The 19,013-nt window shown below is 34.4% G+C and carries 20 protein-coding genes and 1 tRNA gene; 3 read left to right on the forward strand and 18 right to left on the reverse strand.

What is annotated here, in order from left to right; translation table 11 throughout:
• Window positions 1-22 precede the first annotated feature (22 nt).
• The 14 genes from JHK64_RS01170 to JHK64_RS01235 form a co-directional block, all read right to left on the reverse strand.
• On the reverse strand, window positions 23-2,248 hold the full coding sequence (locus JHK64_RS01170; RefSeq protein WP_199567167.1) for a heavy metal translocating P-type ATPase: 2,226 nt from the start codon (window positions 2,246-2,248) through the stop codon (window positions 23-25).
• A complete protein-coding gene (locus tag JHK64_RS01175) occupies window positions 2,248-2,685 on the reverse strand; it encodes a CopY/TcrY family copper transport repressor (protein WP_199567168.1) in 438 nt (145 codons plus the stop codon). Before JHK64_RS01175 ends, JHK64_RS01170 begins: the two co-directional genes overlap by 1 nt.
• Before the next feature lie 89 nt (window positions 2,686-2,774).
• Window positions 2,775-3,128, reverse strand: a complete 354-nt coding sequence (gene rbfA / locus JHK64_RS01180; protein ID WP_199567169.1) for a 30S ribosome-binding factor RbfA — start codon at window positions 3,126-3,128, stop codon at window positions 2,775-2,777.
• Window positions 3,129-3,145: 17 nt separating this feature from the next.
• Window positions 3,146-5,953, reverse strand: a complete 2,808-nt coding sequence (infB, locus tag JHK64_RS01185; RefSeq protein WP_199567170.1) for a translation initiation factor IF-2 — start codon at window positions 5,951-5,953, stop codon at window positions 3,146-3,148.
• A gap of 18 nt (window positions 5,954-5,971) precedes the next feature.
• Entirely contained in the window at window positions 5,972-6,274 is a 303-nt protein-coding gene (locus tag JHK64_RS01190) for a YlxQ-related RNA-binding protein (protein ID WP_199567171.1), read from the reverse strand.
• Entirely contained in the window at window positions 6,267-6,563 is a 297-nt protein-coding gene (gene rnpM, locus JHK64_RS01195; protein ID WP_199567172.1) for an RNase P modulator RnpM, read from the reverse strand. Before rnpM ends, JHK64_RS01190 begins: the two co-directional genes overlap by 8 nt.
• A 17-nt stretch (window positions 6,564-6,580) precedes the next feature.
• Complete coding sequence (gene nusA, locus JHK64_RS01200; RefSeq protein ID WP_199567241.1) at window positions 6,581-7,732, reverse strand: transcription termination factor NusA; 1,152 nt, start codon at window positions 7,730-7,732, stop codon at window positions 6,581-6,583.
• A 38-nt stretch (window positions 7,733-7,770) separates the two neighbouring features.
• A complete protein-coding gene (gene rimP / locus JHK64_RS01205; RefSeq protein ID WP_199567242.1) occupies window positions 7,771-8,262 on the reverse strand; it encodes a ribosome maturation factor RimP in 492 nt (163 codons plus the stop codon).
• A gap of 230 nt (window positions 8,263-8,492) precedes the next feature.
• A tRNA-Ser gene (locus JHK64_RS01210) sits at window positions 8,493-8,581 on the reverse strand.
• A 31-nt stretch (window positions 8,582-8,612) separates the two neighbouring features.
• Window positions 8,613-9,248 (reverse strand): tRNA (guanosine(46)-N7)-methyltransferase TrmB, encoded by a 636-nt coding sequence (trmB, locus tag JHK64_RS01215; protein ID WP_199567173.1) that lies wholly within the window; start codon window positions 9,246-9,248, stop codon window positions 8,613-8,615.
• A 9-nt stretch (window positions 9,249-9,257) separates the two neighbouring features.
• Window positions 9,258-10,040 carry a cell cycle regulator CcrZ gene (ccrZ, locus tag JHK64_RS01220; protein ID WP_199567174.1) on the reverse strand — a complete coding sequence of 261 codons (783 nt, stop codon included), beginning with the start codon at window positions 10,038-10,040 and terminating at the stop codon, window positions 9,258-9,260.
• A gap of 54 nt (window positions 10,041-10,094) precedes the next feature.
• Window positions 10,095-11,129, reverse strand: a complete 1,035-nt coding sequence (locus JHK64_RS01225) for an ABC transporter permease (RefSeq protein ID WP_199567175.1) — start codon at window positions 11,127-11,129, stop codon at window positions 10,095-10,097.
• A gap of 1 nt (window position 11,130) precedes the next feature.
• Window positions 11,131-11,856: an ABC transporter ATP-binding protein gene (locus JHK64_RS01230; protein ID WP_199567176.1), complete on the reverse strand. Its 726-nt coding sequence runs from the start codon at window positions 11,854-11,856 to the stop codon at window positions 11,131-11,133.
• 190 nt (window positions 11,857-12,046) lie between these two features.
• Complete coding sequence (locus JHK64_RS01235; RefSeq protein WP_199567177.1) at window positions 12,047-12,742, reverse strand: hypothetical protein; 696 nt, start codon at window positions 12,740-12,742, stop codon at window positions 12,047-12,049.
• A gap of 165 nt (window positions 12,743-12,907) precedes the next feature.
• Here JHK64_RS01235 and JHK64_RS01240 point away from each other — a divergent pair, with 165 nt between their 5' ends.
• The 3 genes from JHK64_RS01240 to JHK64_RS01250 all read left to right on the forward strand — a co-directional run bounded on the left by JHK64_RS01240 (window position 12,908) and on the right by JHK64_RS01250 (window position 15,269).
• Window positions 12,908-14,455, forward strand: coding sequence for an AMP-binding protein (locus tag JHK64_RS01240; RefSeq protein ID WP_199567178.1), 1,548 nt, complete (start codon window positions 12,908-12,910; stop codon window positions 14,453-14,455).
• 122 nt (window positions 14,456-14,577) lie between these two features.
• Window positions 14,578-14,997, forward strand: a complete 420-nt coding sequence (locus JHK64_RS01245; RefSeq protein WP_199567179.1) for an HIT family protein — start codon at window positions 14,578-14,580, stop codon at window positions 14,995-14,997.
• The gene (locus tag JHK64_RS01250) at window positions 14,994-15,269 is read left to right on the forward strand and encodes a hypothetical protein (protein ID WP_199567180.1); all 276 of its coding nucleotides are present in this window, start codon (window positions 14,994-14,996) and stop codon (window positions 15,267-15,269) included. Before JHK64_RS01245 ends, JHK64_RS01250 begins: the two co-directional genes overlap by 4 nt.
• 28 nt (window positions 15,270-15,297) lie before the next feature.
• Here the strand turns inward: JHK64_RS01250 and lytR are convergent, their stop codons facing one another.
• The 4 genes from lytR to JHK64_RS01270 form a co-directional block, all read right to left on the reverse strand.
• Window positions 15,298-16,386 (reverse strand): glycopolymer--peptidoglycan transferase LytR, encoded by a 1,089-nt coding sequence (gene lytR, locus JHK64_RS01255; RefSeq protein ID WP_199567181.1) that lies wholly within the window; start codon window positions 16,384-16,386, stop codon window positions 15,298-15,300.
• Between the two features lie 9 nt (window positions 16,387-16,395).
• Window positions 16,396-16,917: a GNAT family N-acetyltransferase gene (locus JHK64_RS01260; RefSeq protein WP_199567182.1), complete on the reverse strand. Its 522-nt coding sequence runs from the start codon at window positions 16,915-16,917 to the stop codon at window positions 16,396-16,398.
• Window positions 16,904-17,353 carry a tRNA (adenosine(37)-N6)-threonylcarbamoyltransferase complex ATPase subunit type 1 TsaE gene (tsaE, locus tag JHK64_RS01265; RefSeq protein WP_199567183.1) on the reverse strand — a complete coding sequence of 150 codons (450 nt, stop codon included), beginning with the start codon at window positions 17,351-17,353 and terminating at the stop codon, window positions 16,904-16,906. Before tsaE ends, JHK64_RS01260 begins: the two co-directional genes overlap by 14 nt.
• 165 nt (window positions 17,354-17,518) lie before the next feature.
• Entirely contained in the window at window positions 17,519-18,940 is a 1,422-nt protein-coding gene (locus JHK64_RS01270) for an NCS2 family permease (protein WP_199567184.1), read from the reverse strand.
• Between the last annotated feature and the right edge of the window lie 73 nt (window positions 18,941-19,013).

A 19,013-nucleotide genomic window follows, 5' to 3' on the forward strand; every position in this document is an offset into this window, starting at 1 on the left:
TTTTCTCCTTATTTGATAATAATTATAATTTTCTATTTTTTAACCTTAAAGCGTTTAAAACAACTGATACAGAACTAAAGCTCATGGCCAATCCTGCTAACATTGGGTCTAACAAAAGACCATTTATGCCATAAAGAATCCCCATAGCTATTGGAATCATTAAAACATTATAGATAAATGCCCAAAAAAGATTTTCTTTGATAGTCTTAATTGTCAACCGACTAACACTTAATAAAGTGATTAAGTCAAGCATATCAGGGCGTACTAAAATGATATCAGCAGACTCAATCGCAATATCAGTTCCAGAACCTAACGCAATGCCAATATCTGCCGTAACAAGAGCTGGAGCGTCATTAATACCGTCACCAACCATTGCTACTTTTTTACCCTTTTCTTTTAAAGTCAGCACAACTTCTTGTTTTTCATTTGGTAAAACTTGACTAAAGATTGTTTTGATATTCAATTCTTTAGCAATAGCTTGTGCTGTTTGATGGTGATCACCAGTAAGCATCACAACATCTTTTCCCATTTCCTGCAAGCGTCTAATAGTTTCTTTGCTATCTTTTTTAATCTTATCAGCGACACCAACTAATCCAATAAGCTGCTTATCTTTACTAATGAAAATAGGTGTTTGACCAGATAATGTCATCGCTTCAAAATCTAATTTCACTTGCTCTAGAGAAATACCTTCTCTTGCCATTAAGGTGTCATTACCGATTAAAAATTCTGAAGAGTCAATCTGCCCCTTAATACCAAATCCGGTTAGAGATTCAAAATGGTCAACTTCTAATAAGGTTAACTGTTGTTCTTCTGCTTCTTTTACAATAGCTTGTGCTAAAGGATGTTCAGACATGGCTTCAAAAGAAGCTAAGTAACGTAATAAATCTTCTTTTTCTAATCCATAGACAAAAAGACTAGCTACTTCTGGTTTTCCTTCTGTAATTGTCCCTGTCTTATCAAAGACAATCGTATCAGCTTGATGAGCGAGCTCTAAAGCATCTCCTCTTTTGAATAAAATCCCTTTTTCAGCAGCCATTCCTGTTCCGACCATAATTGCTGTTGGGGTGGCAAGACCTAAAGCACAAGGACAAGCAATCACTAGAACACTAACAGCTACAGTCATTGCAAATTGAAAACTTTCACCTAAAATAAAGAACCAAAAAAGTCCACTAATGATGGCTAAAGCAATAACAATAGGAACAAATATCCCTGAGACTTGATCCGCTATTTTAGCAATAGGGGCTTTGGTTTGTTGTGCATCCTCCACCAGTTTAATGATTTGGGAAAGAAAACTATCTTTTGATACTTTTTCAACTTGATAAATGAGTCTACCTTTGCCATTCATAGTACCAGCATAAACTTTATGGCCTTCTGCTTTTTCAATCGGTAAACTCTCACCAGTTAGCATGGACTCATCTACGGTTGAGTGACCCTTAATAATAATCCCATCAAGTGGAATTCGCTCACCAGGCTTAACAATGACTTGCTGACCAACAGTCACATCATCAACAGCCAGTTTTATTTCTTTACCATCTTGTAAAATAGTAGCTTCTTTAGCAGATAAAGCCAACAACTTTTTAATCGCTTGAGAGGTTTTACCACGAGAGATTAACTCAAGATATTTTCCTAAAGTAATCAAGGTTAAAATCACAGCAACAGATTCATAATAAAGATGACTATGGATGTGACCTTGAAAAACAGCGATAGTGCCATAAATGCTGTATAAAAATGCTGCTGTTGTAGCAAGGGCAACTAATGAATCCATATTAGCTCTTAAAGCAAAGAGAGCTTTAAAACCGTTAGTATAAAAATGATAGTTTAATAAAACAACAGGAATAGTTAATAGTAATAAAACAAGTGCAAAAATGGTTGGATTCGTCTCAGGAGATAAAACAGTAGGAATTGGCATACCAATCATACTTCCCATCGAGAGATAAAATAAAGGAATAGTGAAGATAATAGAACCAGTCAATCTTTTTTTCATAACCAGTAATTTACGTTCTTCCCTATTTTCTATAGATTCACTCTTATCTCCACTAAAAAGTTTGGCATCATACCCCGCTCTTTGAACAGCACTAATAATGTCATCTTTAGATAATTCTGTCTCATTATAATTAACAGTCATTTTTTCAGTGGTTAAATTGACAACAACATCATCGACAGATTCAATTTTTTTAATACTATTTTCAACATTAGCTACACACGATGCACAAGTCATGCCATCAATTAAAAAAACATCTTTTGCCATTAGCTTTCCTTTCTATGATTCATACATAAGCATTGACCAGGAACACAATTGCAATAAACTTCATCAACCGTATGCTCATTTTTTTCGACCAATTTATCACTAAATATTTGAACATCTGCGCTCGTCATTAAGGTTTCATCAAGCAATTGCAACAACAAGCCAGCATGTTTTTTTTGACAAATACGAGCAAATACTTTCTTCAATTCAGAAAATTGTGCCTTATCTTCAGAAATAAGAGAAGAATAAACATAATGTTTACCTTGACGGTAACTTGAAACAAGTTCTTTTTCCACTAATCTAGCTAGAAGGGTTTTGATTGTTGACGTTGACCAACCTTTTTTGGGTCCTAAGACATTAATGATTTCTTTACTAGTTGTCTCATGATAAGTCCAAATGATACGCATCACTTCCCATTCGGCATCTGAAATAGATTTCATAATCTTCTCCTTTTATATGTCTACATCTGTAGATATTATATGTGATTTTGTTATTATTGTCAATAAAAAAGAACTGTCAAACAGTTCTTTTAGTCTTTTTTATCAAGTTCTCTAAGCATTTGATCGATCTTGTTACCATACTCAATAGACTCATCTTTGATAAAAACTAAATCAGGAATTTTATACATGGTGAGGTTATGACCTAACTCACGTTTGATAGTTCCTTTAGCTTTTGTTAATCCTTCATGAGCTTTTTGATTATCTGAGGCTAGATTAGATAAAATAGTATAGTAAACTTTGGCAACCGATAAATCTCCAAGCATTTGAACATCGGTGATGGTAACGCCATTGACACGTGGATCACGAACTTTCTTTTGAAGAATGTCATTAATTTCACGTTTGACTTCCATACCAACGCGATCTATGCGAAATGATTTTCCCATTTATGACCTCATTTCTATTAACGTTTAATTTCTTCCATCACATAAGCTTCAATCAAGTCATCTACTTGTAAGTCGTTATATTTCTCTATCATGAGACCACCTTCACGACCATTAGTCACTTCTTTCACATCATCTTTGAAATGTTTTAAGCTGGCTAATTTCCCATCAAAGACAACAACACTATCACGAATGACACGAACACTAGAATCTCTAGTAATCTTACCACTAGTCACCATGAAGCCTCCAATTGTACCAACTTTAGAAACAGCAAAGGTTTCACGGATAACAGCTTCACCAAGAATTTTTTCTTTGTATTCTGGGTCAAGCATTCCTTTCATGGCATCTTCAACTTCTTCAATCACTTTATAGATGATACTATGAAGACGAATATCTACTTCATCGGTTTCTGCTTGTTGACGTGCTTGTGGGGTTGGACGAACATTAAAGCCTATGATTAAAGCATTACTTGCCGCAGCAAGAGTAATATCAGATTCATTGATGGCACCAACAGCCGCATGGACAACAGTTACTTTAACACCTTCTACATCAATCTTAACAAGAGAAGCAGCAAGAGCTTCAACAGAACCTTGAACATCTGCTTTTATGATAACATTGACTGATTTGACTTGTCCTTCTTTAAGAGTATCAAAGAGGTTTTCAAGACTAACACGATGAGTATTTTGACGTTGTTTAATGAGTGCACGTTTAGCACGTTCTTCACCAGCTGCACGCGCTGCTTTTTCATCTTCGTAAACAGCAAAATGATCTCCCGCCATTGGTGTCTCATTTAAACCAGTGATTGAAACAGGTGTTGAAGGTGGTGCTGTTTTCACACGACGACCTAAATCATTTGTCATGGCACGCACACGTCCAAATGTATTACCAACAACGATTGGGTCTTGAACATTAAGTGTTCCTTGCTGAACGAGTAAGGTTGCAATAGCTCCTTTTCCTTTATCAAGACGAGCTTCGATAACCGTACCAATAGCACGAACAGTAGGGTCTGCTTTTAATTCTTGAATTTCAGCAACAAGTAAAACGGTTTCTAATAATTCATCAAGATTTTTACCAAACTTAGCTGAAATTTCAACAAATTCAGAATCTCCGCCCCAGGCTGTTGACATCACACCATGTTCAGCCAATTCACCGATAACTCTTTCTGGATTAGCATCTGGTTTATCAATTTTATTGATGGCAACAATAATCGGTACACCAGCAGCTTTTGAGTGATTAATAGCTTCAATCGTTTGAGGCATCACACCATCATCAGCAGCAACAATCAAAATAGTGATGTCAGTGACAGAAGCACCACGTGCACGCATACTGGTAAAGGCAGCATGTCCTGGCGTATCAAGGAAGGTAATTTTCTTGCCATTTTCCTCAATCTGATAAGCACCAATATGCTGTGTGATTCCACCAGCTTCACCTGTTGCTACTCTTGAATGACGTAGGGTATCTAAAAGTGTTGTTTTACCGTGGTCAACGTGACCCATAATGGTAACAACTGGCGCTCTTTCAACCATATTTTCAGGATTGAGGTAACCTTCTTCTGTAAAGAAACGTTCAATATCTGCATTGTCAACTTCAATTTTTTGGTGTGCTTCAATACCGTAATCAACCATTAAAAGCTCAATGGTATCAGCATCAAGAGATTGGTTTTGTGTTGCCATAACACCCATCATAAAGAGTTTTTTAACAATTTCAGCAGGCTCACGTTTAATTCTCTTAGCAATGTCAACAATAGTCATTCCTGCTGTGTATTCAAATTCTTTAGGTAATTCATGAAATTTACGTTCTGTTACTGGTTTTGGAGCAACATCTTTGTTATTTCTACCTTTTTTAGATTTCTTTTTCGTATTCCAGTTACTATTTCTTTGATTTCTCACTTGATTATGATTATTCCAATTTTTCTTATTTTTACCTTGTTTTGGTCCATCTTCAAGGTTAGCGGCTTCATGACGAAGTTTTTCCTGACGTGCTTGTTTTTTACGTCTTGTATCAACACTTTGTTTTGGAGGTACAACAACATCTCCTACAATGCTTTTTGTCTCTAAAACGGGTTCTACTTCTTGGACCTTTTTAACTTCAGTTTTAACACTGTTTAAACGTTTCTCTCTTGCTTCTTTTTCACGTTTCGTTTTCTCAATTTTTGATTGTTGTTCTTGTCTAAAACGACTTTCACTTTGACGAGAATATTCTGCATTTTGTTCAGCTTTTAAAGCAGCAGCACGAGCTTTAAAATCAATCTTAGGAGTTGTAGGTTTTTCAACCTTTGTCTCTTCTTTTTTCTTATAATTATCTTTTCGTCCAGAACGTTGATTATCAAAACGTCTACTATTAAACTTAGCTTTATTTTGCGTTCTTTCTTTCGGACGATTGGAAGCATTAACAGAATCTGACGAAGTAGCATTTTCTTTTGCTTTACGACGACGTTCTGCTTCAGCCTTGGCTTTTGCTTCACGTTCAGCTTTGAAGTTTCTACTTTTAGGTTTTACTCGAATTGTTTCTTGCTGAGCAACTTCCTTTTTATCAACCTTTTGAACTTGACTAGTTGTTTTTTTAGTAACAGTTTTATCTGTTTCTTTTGATTTTACTAGTTGTTCTTCATTTACTTTTTGTCTTGTTTCTGAAGCAGTTGTTTCTTTTTTCTCTAACGGTTTATTAGCTGCTTTAGAAAAGCTTGAAACCAATATCTTAACATCTGCTTCATCAAGGGTACTTGAATGTGTTTTAACTGCAAAACCAAGTGATTTTGCTTGTTCAACAACTTCTTTACTTGTTTTCCCTATTTCCTTTGCAATTTCATGTAATCTTTTCTTAGACAAATCTTGTCCTCCTATCCTTTATCTCATAAGAGTCCTCATTTTCTTTGAAAATCCAGCGTCACAAACGGCTATAACCTTTCTTGGTTTGCCGATTGCAGCGCTTAATTCCAGTGTTGAAAACACTGTGGAGACTTCTACGTTGTAATAATGACTTTTATCATTTATTTTCTTTACCAAATTTGTACCTGCATCATTTGCAAGAAAAATAAGTATTGCTTTTTGGGATTGAATCGCGTTAACGACTAATTCTTCTCCTGAAATAAGCTTTCCTGCTCTTTGTGCTAAACCTAACAAATTGGATAATTGTTTACTATTATTCAAGACCTAACTCTCTTCTTTTGACCTTATGATCAACATAACTAATGAGTTCATCATAAAAGCTCTCTGGAACATCCATTGAGAAACTATGATTGAAAATCTTCTTTTTCTTAGCAATCAATGCTTCTTGATTATCTAATTTGATGTAGGCCCCTCTACCATTTTTTTTGCCTGTTGGATCAATAGCTATTTCACCATCTTTAGTTTTCACAATTCTAAGCAAGTTTCTTTTATCAATAATGTCACCTGAAACAACTGACTTTCTTAAAGGTACTTTCTTATTTTTTGGCATGAGACACCTCGATTCTTTTACTCAGACTCTTCAAGAGGAGTATCTGGTATTTCTAGCTCCTCATCATTAATGATTCCTTCTGCTTCAAGTTGTTCAAATTCACTAGCAGATTTAATATCAATACGGTAGCCAGTTAAATGTGCTGCTAAACGCACATTTTGTCCACGACGTCCAATAGCAAGAGATAACTTGTCATCTGGAACAACAACTAAAGCTCGTCTTGGGTCAACGTCATCAAAAATAACTTGATCAACTTCAGCAGGAGCAATTGCGTTATAGATAAATTCAGCTGGGTCATCAACCCATTGAATAACATCAATATTTTCTTCTACTGGTACAGTAGTCCCTGTCCTTGTATCAAGACGTTTAGGGTGAAATTTACTGATGACTTTTTGAATATTAGCACCTTTTCGACCAACAATTGTTCCAATAGCATCAACGTTTGGATTATGGCTTCTAACAGCAACTTTTGTTCTGTCGCCAGCTTCACGCGCCACACTCATAATTTCTACAGTACCATCAAATACTTCTGGAATTTCTTGCTCCATAATACGTTTGATGAATTCTGGATGACTTCTACTCACAAAAACATTGACCCCTTTAGGGTTATTTTCAACTTTGTAGACAAATACTTCAATGCGGTCATGTGATTTAAAAGTCTCACCAGGAATTTGGTCTTGTTTAGACAATTGTGCTTCAATGCTGCCTAAATTAACATAAATGAAGCGGTCATCAAATCGCTCAACAGTACCTGTCATGATTTCATTTTCATGCTGTTTAAACTCGTTATAAGTCACTTCTCTAAACTGATAACGCATTTTTTCCATAATGGTTTGTTTTGCATTTTGAGCAGCGACACGACCAAATTCTTTTGGTGATTCTTCAAAACGAATCTTATCCCCTAATTCATAAGCTGAATTAATGGCCAAGGCATCTTTTAAGCTGATTTCTAAACGACTATCAAAGACTTCTTCAACGACCTCACGAACAGTGAAGACGTTAAAATCTCCAGTTTTTTCATTAAATTCAATCACAGCACTTTCTGATTGACCATAACGACGACGATAAGCTGCTTTTAAGGATTCCTTAACGGCATCAATGATGTCTTCTTTATTAATATGTTTTTCTTCTTCCAAAATTCGGAAAGCTTCTAGCATTTCTTTGCTCATATTTATTTTTTCTTTGCTAGGCAAAGAGAATTCCTTTCTTAAAGTTTTACTGCAAGGCGTGCCTTAGCAACTGCCTTATAAGGGATTGTTATTGTTTTTTTGCGAGTTTTATCCATATAAACTATGGTTAGATGATCACCATCAAAGGCTGTTAAAACACCTTCTATGATTTTCATTTTATCAATAGCTTGGTATAAACTAACATTAATATACTGGTTGATTGCTTTTAAAAGACTTTCTTTAGTCTTTAGGGGGCGTTCTAGACCCGGACTTGACACTTCAAGCATATATTGCTCAGGAAAAGGGTCGGGCTTGATGTCATCAAGTAATGGACTAATGGTTTCTGATAACAGTGACGTATCTTCAACCGTAATACCTCCTGGTTTATCAATTAAAATACGAAGAACATAGTCCGTTCTCATCTTTTCATACTCAACATCAACTAATTCAAAGGGATCCTTAATAGCGGGTGCAATAACATTTGTTACCAATTCAACAATAGTTGTGATGATATTTACCTCCTTACACAGATAAGAGGCGAAGTTATACCCTCGCCCCTTCTTGTATTATTTAACTGATTATAACACTTCTCCTTTGAAAATGCAAGTATTTAAGCCTTTTAGCAATGTCTACCTTACAAATAACCCACATCACTAACTATTTTTTAATAAAAAACACAAGACATTTTCAAATATTAAGATTATTGATGGGTGAAAAGTGGGTAGATCGCCTCTAAACCCAATAATATCAACACTGTCTAAGGAGAGAATGGGATTCGAACCCACGAGTGCCCATACAGACACTACTGGCTTTCCAAGCCAGCGCACTCAGCCACTATGCGACCTCTCCATAAGGTGGTTTCCCACCAATTCATAACATACTAAAATTGAGCCTCGACCCGATAAATGACCTGACCTTTATTAGAAAATTTTTCCTCATACTCAGTCATCACATTTTGTTCATAATCACTGGCATGCAAATCTAACCAAACCTGTTTCAAAGTCATTCCATACTGAGAAAAGCTAGCTAAACTATACTCAAACAAGCCACGATTATCAGTTTTAAAATGAATTTCACCATGTTCAGGTAGAATCATCTCATAGGTTTTTAAAAAAGATTTGTAAGTCAGACGACGCTTTTCATGTCTCGTTTTAGGCCAAGGATCGCTAAAATTGAGATAAAGGAGTGAAATTTCACCCTTTTCAAAATAATTAGTCAACTCAGAACCGTCCACCCACAATAATTTAATATTCGGCAACTGCGATGCCAAAACCTTGTCTAAGGCATAACTTAAAACAGACATTTGAATATCAATACCGATATAGTTAATATTTGGATTTTTCTCAGCCATTCCTGTGATAAAACGTCCTTTACCACTACCTACTTCCACATGGATGGGATTATTATTGCCAAAAACCTTTGCCCACTGGCCTTTACTATCTTCAGGCTTTAAAACTACGTAGTTGGGGTGGTTTTCTAAGTGTTCTTGTGCCCCTTTTCTTCTTCTGACTCTCATGTGACCTTTCTAAAACAATGCTTGAAAGTTACGAAGTTCGTAAATTTCTTGATTGACATGCTCCATATCTCTCATATTGAAAAACTTCAAGATTTGTGATAAGAAAGCATACTGCCCATACCATTTAATCTTATTCAACACTTTTTCATTGTATTTGTAACCATAATAAGTTAACCATTCTTCCCAACGAACTCTTGGAACATAATGACTTAAAATATGGGCAACATCATACATGCGATCGGTTAAACGCACAGAATCCCAGTCAACAAGGTAAATTAAACCACTGGTTGTTATCACCCAATTACTGTGTCTCACATCTCCATGGACAATCGTTGCAACCTCTGCACGAAATTCTGGTAACTGCTGTTTCATCTCTTCAACAACAGATTTTAAATAAGTGTTTTTCTGTAATTGTAGTGGTGCATTTTTTTCCCAGTCGATGAGTAAATCATAGGGATTTTCAATTTGAAAATTTAATTGTAATAATTGATTAACCAAAGGTTTTGAACGATGCATTCGTTGTAAAATTTGACAAACTTGTTTGCTGTTCATGTCTTTTTTTGTCAATAATCTACCATTTAGCCATTCTTGGGCACTCATCATATCACCATTACTTAAACGCTTGGCCCAAAGTAATTGTGGTGTGATTTGTTCCTTAGCAAGTGCTGCCAAAATAGGGGTAGTATTTTTTTTAACAAAAATCCGATCACCATTTGGATAAGTTCCTAAAAAAGCTTGTCCACTTTTTCCCAATAACGGTTTTAGTGTTAACTCTTTATCTATTGAAGTCACTTTTCCCCCTCCTTTAATGTCATTGTCTTTACTATTTTACTTGTTTTAAGACACTTAGTCAATCATCTGTTTGACTTTGTAGCGTAAATATAATTCACTCATCAACAAACTGCTACCTATAAGTAAAAAAGCTCCTAAAACAGAAGAAGAAAAAGGCAATTCAATGACTAAAAGAATAAGCGCTAGTCCTCTTAAAAAGACAATCATGTTTTGAACTTTTAAAGAGCTATCAATAGGATAGATCGTTGTGAGATAATGATAGTCAAAATGATGAAAAATGGTTAATAATTGAAACAACAACAAATAATTAAATAAAATAGCTAAACCAACACTAATAGTTGGATTAGAGATAAAAAGAAGACTCATCATACTTAAAATAATTAAACGAACGGCTAAACCAAGATAATCACCACTTCTTAAAAAGGCTCTCACAAATAAATAGAACCACGTTTTTTCGTGATGTTTTGGTGTTTTGTTTAGTAATCCATCAAGATAAGAACGTCTTTTGACACTGGTTGTTAGACCTTTAACGGTTGTAAATAAGGAGTAAAACTTCAAAATGCTTTGTTTACGTTTAAGTTCATAGGTGATTAATTTATCCCAATCTAAATGTTCTTGTTTAAAAAATTGAGATGCCTTTTTCTGAAAAATAACATATTTGATAGCTAGTAAAACAAGTCCTATTATCCCAAGATGAAGATATATAAACCCTAAAGCTAGAAAAATGGGTACCAAAAGAAAAAGAACGAATAGTTGAACTGCTCCCCAAAAAATGAAAGCTCTAATCATTGCTTTATGAATAATCACCAAGATCTCGTCTTCTTTAACAATTAAAAATTGCTTATCAGCTGGCTCAACATAAGTAGCAATACTGCCTAGTCCTAGAGATATAATAAGAATTAAACCGATAACAATCCAAATGCCAAGAGGATTCTCTGGAAAATGATCAAGTAAATAACGATACTGTACTAGCATAAAGCCAAGTAAAACAAGAAGTACCAAGACAAAATGGTCATTTAAGACGTAGCGAAGATACTTGCTGGTTTTTTCTAAAAAATCTCGGCGACGATTATAAAATAATTGTTCCATCTTAAACCTCTTTTGTGAGTGCCATATAAATATCGTTTAGATGTGCATTAGGCATGGCAAATTGTTCTTGTAATTCAACCAGACTACCAAAGGCGTGGACTTTTCCTTGATGCAAAATCACAAAACGATCACACATTTTTTCAGCAGCATCTAAGACATGTGTTGTCATTAAAATAGCTTTTCCTTTAGCCTTTTCTTCAGCCATTAATTGTGTCAAGTCTTCCATTGCTTGTGGGTCAAGTCCTAAAAAGGGTTCATCAATGATAAAGAGTGTGGGATCTACAATAAAGGCACAAATAATCATGACTTTTTGTTTCATTCCTTTAGAAAAATTCATTGGAAACCAATCTAATTTATCCTTTAAGCGAAACTGTTGTAGTAATTTTTCTGCACGCTTAAAAGCCTCATCAACAGCAATGTCATAAGCCATTGCAACTGTTTCAATATGTTCTTTTAAGGTCAATTCCTCATACAAACTTGGGGTTTCAGGAATGAATCCTATTTTTTTACGATAGTTTTTCTTATCCTTAGTGAGAGTTAAGTCATCAATACTGATTGAGCCTTCATAAGGGGTTAAAAAACCAATTATTTCATTAATGGTTGTTGATTTTCCTGCTCCATTTAGGCCAATCAACCCGACCATCTCACCATCATTTACTTCAAAACTGATTTGTTTTAATACTGGTAAATTTAAATAGCCACCAGTGACATTTTCAACCTTTAACATATGTTTTCCTATTCTAATTTTCCTACTACGACATCATCAAAATCATAATAACAAAGATAATAGATATACTATCTTATCTATTATAACATAGAAAAAATGGATAAGTTGTTAAGAATGTAAACCCCATAGGAAAGTTTTCTTTCCTATGGGGTTACTTTATAAATAGTAAAATTGATAATCAACACAGACATTATTTTTTATCGACAACCTTGAATTCAATATCATCTTCATTTAAAACAACATCAATATTTCTATCTGAGTCTAAATTAATAACTTGTTCTAAAGATTGCTCAGCATGTTCTATTACATTGTTTTTCTTTTCGTCTAGTACATATTCTGATGTTTTATAAATCGTTTCTTTTGTTTTTTCACTCAAAAACTCTTGAGCTTTGGTACCTGATGTAAAAACATCAACAACTTTATCTGCAACACCATTACTTTGCTTAGAAATAGTAATATCTCCTTCTTGCTGAGAATCCACTTCAATGACCAATTTTTTATTGAAAGTTAATTCATTATTTTCAATGTTAATGTTACTAGAACTAACATCATTCAAGTCTATTTTAAATTCTGTTTTTACAGGAATATCAACTACTAAACTTCTACCAACAAAGACTTTTGTAATTGGTTTTGTCCAGTCTGGCCAATCTTTTAGGTTTTCATTTTCAAATTTTTGATTTCGAGTAGTTTTTACATCAGCATCAGCGACAACTAATTTTGTTTGTCTTGAAAATCGTTCAATAACAAATTCATATTCTGCACTATTAGTTCCATTAAACATACTCATTATAGAATTTCTAAATGCAAACAATAATCCTCCAATTAAAACGATTATAATAGCTAAAGCTAATAATTTATTAGCTATAAATTTTCCTAAAACTTTCATTTTTTCTCCTTTTCTTTATATTGTTTGTGATTCTTAATACAATATAATTTATTATAATAAATTATATTATAAATATCAATATATTATAATGCTTTTTGTTATTAAATTCACTACATTTTTAACTCATTATGATATACTAAAAATAAAAAAGAAAGCGAGCAAAATATGGTAACTGAAATTTCTTATCATCCCTTAAACCTTTACACACAATTCAAAAATGCCGCAGATAAAACTCCTGATGTTCCTATCATTTTGGACACACCTTTTGTGAGTTTCCCTGAGTTAGGTGAAAAGAATACCTACAAGTCTGTTCATGAAGCCATCTTAAAACGTGCTTATCAATTAGGTAATTTAGGTCTTAAAAAAGAAGATTTTATCGTTATTTATAAAAGTTCTGCTGTTGACACCTATTTTTTAGCAGTAGCTGCAACTTATCTAGGTGCTATTCCTGTCATGGTTTCTCATCATTTATCTGCTAGAGTCCTTGATGTTTTTGCTGAACGTCTTGAAAAATCATGGTTCCTATACGATGAAGAAACAAAAGAACGTGTCTTTGAAATGGCTACCACAGTGCCTGTTCACAAGCTATCCATCAAAGAGTTGGTTGATGCCGCTAGTGATTTTGTATCCTCAACACTTCTACCTGAAGACGTTATCCAATACATGACTCACACCTCAGGCACCACTGGTGTACCAAAATTAATTTGTCATTCAGCACAATCTATGGGATGGCGTGTGGCATGGCAAGAAACTATTTTTGAAAAAATGGCGAAAAAGGGACTTTTGGCTTTTCATATCTCACCTGTTCATTCCAGATATAACATCGGCTTTAGTTCTGCGATTGAACTGGGATTTCCTTTAATGCCTTTATCTTCTGCCAAAAAAGATAATGTTAGTCAGATGCTTCATAGATACCAACCAATGGCTCTAGAAACTCACCCTAACAATTTTATTCAATGGGCAAGATTTGCAAAAAAGGAACCTTCCATTTTTAGCTCGGTTCGTTATTACCACTCTACTTTTGATGCGATTAATCTTGGTACATTAGAAACATTTTTAACCGCTTCTCACAATCAAAATCCTGTCTTTATGCAAGTTTATGGCCAAAGTGAATGTGGGCCTATGATTTTAAGATATCACCGACTAGATACTATTCACCAAACCAACGGTCGTGACATGGGAGTTGGCTTAAAAGGTTATACAACTGCTCGCATTACTGATGAAAAAGGAAATGAACTCCCCCAAGGAGAAAATGGTCATATTCAACTTTATTCAAAAGGACGAGCTCTTACTTACTACAAAGAAGATGAACGCTTTAAAGAAAATGTTTATGGCGACTGGTGGGATAGTGGTGATTATGGTTGTTTGACACCTGAAGGTACTTTATTATTAAAAGATCGTCAAGTTGACCTTATTAAAACCATTGATAGCAATCTTGCCATTGAAGATTTTCTATTAGACAAATTATCTTTCTTAGATGAAGTGATTATTGTCCGTGACAAAGATGATCAACCTCAACCAATTTTGGCTGTCTCAAATGAAGCTGAAATGGATTGGGATGCTTGGTGGCATGCTGTTAATGATTTGCCTTTACTCAATGAACCAATTATTATGGCTTTTGATGATATTCCAAGAACGGCTACCATGAAAGTGCAACGATTGAAGATTGAAAGAGAACTCAAACACCGTCATTTACAAGACATTTACGATTAAAAAGACAAGGCAATGGATGATACCCATTGCCTTACCTCTAATCTCTCATTATAATCATAATCACCCTTATTTTAGAGAATTTTTGTTATACTATTAGTAAATTCTATTGTTAGGAGAATGATATGGAAAATTGTATTTTTTGTAAAATTGTTTCTGGAGACATTCCTTCAAGTAAAGTTTATGAGGATGATGATGTCTTGGCTTTTTTAGATATTTCTCAAGCAACCAACGGTCATACCTTGGTCATTCCTAAAAAACACGTTAGAAATGTGCTTGAAATGGATGAAGCTACTGCTGAAACTGTTTTTTCCAGAGTTCCCAAATTAGCTCGTGCCATCAAAAAAGCTACAGGAGCCCAAGGATTAAATATTATCAATAATAATGAAGAAGCCGCTGGGCAAACAGTTTTTCATGCTCATATCCACCTTCTCCCAAGATATCAAGAAGGAGATGAATTCAACTTTCAATTTGTGCAACATGAACCTGATTTTGCTAAACTAGCAGAATTAGCAACAACCATTCAAAAAGAGGTAAATGAATGAAAATAAGAACATTTTTAATAAGTGCAGCGTTAGGTTTTTACGCCTATACTGTCTATCAAAATCGTTTCCAAATTAAAAAAGAAGCTAATGAAATGGAAGATTTGTGGACAGCTGGTGAAAAAAATCTAAAAAAAATTAAACAACAATTAGAGACCATAAAAATTGAAAAAGAACAACTAGATGAGGTCACTCACAACCTAAAAGATAAATTAGAAGGCTTTAAGCAAGAAACTCAAACACACATTGAAGATATTAAAAAGATAATATCATAAAAAACCGACATTACTGTCGGTTTTTTATTTAATAACTTTCCACAGGAAGTGTTTCATCATTGTATAGGGAGTAATCTTCGGTATTATAGGTAACTCCAAAATCATACTGGGCAACATTTTCATAAAGAATAGCTGTTGTGTTCACTTCTGTCACTTCTTCTAACTCTAGCTCTCTTCTAATATTATTCTGGATTTCAAGCAAGTGTTCAGCCGTTACAATCTGATAACTAATCCCGTTTATCATGGCATCTTCCCCACGTAACTGATAACTCTCAATATTTTGGATGGCATCTTTATAGCCGAGAAGGCTAGGAATTGTTTGTGGGCTAATTTCAATATCTGTTTGAACATTATCACTGACTGCTGATAAAATTTTACGGTAACTACTAATACCATCAAGAGCTAATATTTTTTTAATAACCTTTTGAATGACTTCTCTTTGTCGTTTTTGACGTCCATAGTCTCCTTCAGGATCATCATAGCGCATTCTTGCATAAACGAGAGCCTGATCACCGTTAATTTTGTGGGTTCCAGGTTCAACTGTTGACGTAAAATCAGGTTCTTGTTCTTCAATCGAAATAGGAAAATCAAATGAGTTTGTGACAGTAATACCATCAACCACATCAACTAATTGCACAAGACCTTCCATATTGATTTGCATGTAATTATCAATAGTGATTCCTAGCATATCTTGAACAGTCATAATCGCCATAGGAGCTTCTCCTGAAGCATAGGCTGCATTTAATTTAGCTTCAACACCTGTTTGAGGATTATCTTCTGGTCCGCTAAGAGCAATCAGGATATCACGCTCTAAACTGGTAATGGTTGTTCTATTAGTATTAGGATTAATAGTGACGAGAATTATGGTGTCACTATTACCTTCCCATTTAGAAGTTCGCCCAGCAGAACCCGTGTCTACTCCCATTAATAAGATAGAAAAAGGTTCTGTTTGTTTTATCGCTTGACTAGTTTCCTCAGAGGTTTTATATTCCTTAAAGGTTTTTGATAAGGTATCCGTTGAAAAATTAAAAGCTGATGTCGTATAGACACCAATAGCAATCACGCTTGTGATGATAATGGCGCTTAGCATTAAAAAGATTTTTTTCCCAATTGTCATCTTATTATTTTAATCTATCAGTTTACCCATCAGGTAAACATCAAGAAATTCTCCATTCTTTGTTTTGGCACCTCTTTGTTTGGTACCTTCTATTATGAAACCATATTTTTGATACAAATGAATTGCAACTACATTTCTTTTTTGAACTGTTAATTCTAATCTCTTAAGCTGACTATGATGTTCTGCCCAGTCTATGGCTTCTTCCATTAAGAGATGTCCCAAGCCATAACCTTGATAATTCTCATCAACAACGATAAATACTTCGCCAATATGGCTAACTCTGTCGTGAGAATCATTACTAATATTAACTAGACCAATAATGCCTTGAGGAGTTTTAGCCAATAAACACAATTTGTTTTGAGTAGCAAGACTATCTTCAATAAAATGAGTCATTTCAAACAAAGACATCTGAATACCAGTCTCATCAAGTGTCATATAGTCTGTTTGCTTACCAACACGATTTAAAAAAGTAATAAGTGCTTGCGCATCTGTCGTTTGGGCAAGAGAAAAGTCAATCTCAACTTTTGGCATTTAAAATTGCCTCCAAACGCTGAGCTGCTATTGGACCGTTGGCTGATAAGACTAGTTGTCTACCATCAGTAGTTTTACTAATCGTAATTTCCAAATAATCATTAGGCAAATCATCCTTAATCAACTCTCCCCATTCAATGACTGTCACACCATCACCATAGACAAAATCATCTAAATCAATTGATTCAGAATCACCACCAATTCGGTAAACATCTAAATGGTATAAAGGAAGGCGTCCCTCATATTCTCTAACAATTGTATAAGTCGGACTTTTAATCATCTGGCTAATCTCTAAACCTTTGGCTATTCCCTTAGTTAGAGTTGTTTTTCCTGACCCCAACTCACCTGTTAAAATAATCAGATCATTTTTTTGTAATTGTTGTCCAATTCGTTGGCCAATTGTAATTAATTCTGCTTCATTTTTTGTATCAAACATAGAAACATTATATCAAAAAATTAAAAGAACAACCAACTTTAATAGAAAAGAAAACTAATATTAGCAAAGAAAGGGATTTCATAAATTTATTTTATCATAAACAAAAAAAGTATTTACTAATAATCCCTAGGGAGTAAAAGTAAACACTCTTAAAAAAATTTCTTCCTATAATATAGTCAAACTAATAAAATTTAAAATAAAGAGAAAATCAAGAATCCAAATAATTGGATGAACATCTTTTGCTTGACCTTTAAAAATTTTAGCGACAGTATAGAAGATGAAACCAGCAGCAATCCCTTGAGTAATACTATAAGTGAATCCCATAAAAATAGAGGTAAAGAAGGCTGGAATAGCTTCACTCATATCATCCCACTTGATTTTTTTCATGCTGGCAAGCATCATAATACCAACAATAATAAGAATTGGTGCTGTCGCAGCAGAAGGAACAATTGCGAGTAATGGACTAAAGAGACTTGAAACACTAAATAAGAGGGCAACTACTAAAGCAGTAAGACCAGTACGACCACCTGCACCAATACCTGCTGCACTTTCAATATAAGTGGTTACATTTGAAGTACCAGCAATTGCACCAACGGTTGTACCAACAAGATCCGAAAAGAGTGCTTTGTCTAATTCATGAGTCACACCGGCTTCATCATCAGAAACAACAATACCCACTTTTTCACCAGTTCCAATAAGAGTACCAATTGTATCAAAAATATCTGTTAATGAAAAAGCTAAGATGGCTAAAAGTACTTCAGGAATTCTTGCAGCATCTGCAAAAAGTGATCCCAAGCCTTGGCTACCTAATGCTGCACCAAAAACAACTTTAAGATCAGCAAAAGCAGCGCCAATATTATTTGATGCAAAGTCAATTTGTGAAAGATTAACAACACCAGCAAAAATAGCGATGATAGTGGTAAAAATAATGGATAGCATAACGCCACCTTTAATGTTTTTAATGACAAAAAAGGCAGTAATAAAGATACCAATAATAGCAACAATAACTTTAGGATCAGTAAATAAGACTAAACTTGGAACAATAGAAGAATTTGAAACAATCGTTGCTCCTCCTTCTTGAGCTCCCTCACCAATAGCTATATAGTTCCCTGGATCTGTGGTAAAGGTTAATAAACCAGCATTTTTAATTCCTACATAAGCTAGGAAAATACCAATCCCACCAGAAATAGCATATTTTAAACTTTGAGGAATAGAATTGATAATGGCTTTTCTAATTTTAGTTAGAGTAATGATGACTGAAATAATCCCACAAAGAAAAACCATGGCTAAAGCTTCTTGCCAAGAATATCCTAGTGAAAAAACAATGGTATAGGTAAAAAAGGCATTTAATCCCATACCAGGCGCTTGAGCATATGGTAAATTAGCATAAAGAGCCATCATTAAGGTTCCTGCAACAGCTCCGATAATTGTTGCAAGAAATACACCTTGAGCAGGCATACCTGTTTGACTAAGCATGGCTGGATTGACAAATAAGATATAACTCATTGCAAAGAAAGTTGTCAAACCGGCAACAACCTCTGTACGAACAGTCGTATTGTTCTCTTTTAGCTTAAAAAACTTTTCCATTTTTTATTAAATCTCCTTTATTTACGAACGATAGATATATAATATAATAAAAAAGTTCATTTTTCAATACTTT

This window comes from Streptococcus zalophi, from assembly GCF_016481285.1.
In the GTDB taxonomy this organism is placed as follows: Bacteria; Bacillota; Bacilli; order Lactobacillales; family Streptococcaceae; genus Streptococcus; species Streptococcus zalophi.